The 342-nt window shown below is 57.3% G+C and carries 1 protein-coding gene; it reads right to left on the bottom strand.

Annotation, left to right across the window (positions count from 1 at the left end; translation table 11 throughout):
• Nucleotides 1-178: Rid family hydrolase (locus NLU14_RS23070; protein WP_338040818.1), on the bottom strand; the 178-nt coding region annotated here is incomplete at its 3' end.
• Nucleotides 179-342: the final 164 nt, after the last annotated feature.

Genomic DNA, 342 nt, shown 5'->3' with positions numbered 1-342 from the left:
ATTTGTCGGTGCCTGCTTCCGACAGATACAGGTCGATCTTGTCGAGGATCTGCCTGGTCTGTTCGGCGACGGAAGGAACCGGATCTGTCGCCGTCTGACCGGCAAGGTAGACCGTGTCGCTATGGATCACGATCTGCGACATCCGTTCGTCTCGCCGCAGTCGTTCGATAGTTGTCATTTCAAGCTCTCCTTCATTCTCTGCCGGAAGTCGTTTGCTCCGGTGATCAGGAAATTGTTGGCGTGTTCGTAGAGGAAGCGGCATCCGCCGGAGACGAAGGCTGCAACAGTGTCGCGTGTGACCAGAGTTCCAGGGACCTTGCCGGCAGCACGAATTCTGGCGGC

It is taken from the genome of Marinobacter iranensis, assembly GCF_029207565.1.
GTDB lineage: Bacteria > Pseudomonadota > Gammaproteobacteria > Pseudomonadales > Oleiphilaceae > Marinobacter > Marinobacter iranensis.
Note: the sequence above shows the minus strand (reverse complement) of the source record. Positions and strands in the feature narration are given on the sequence as shown.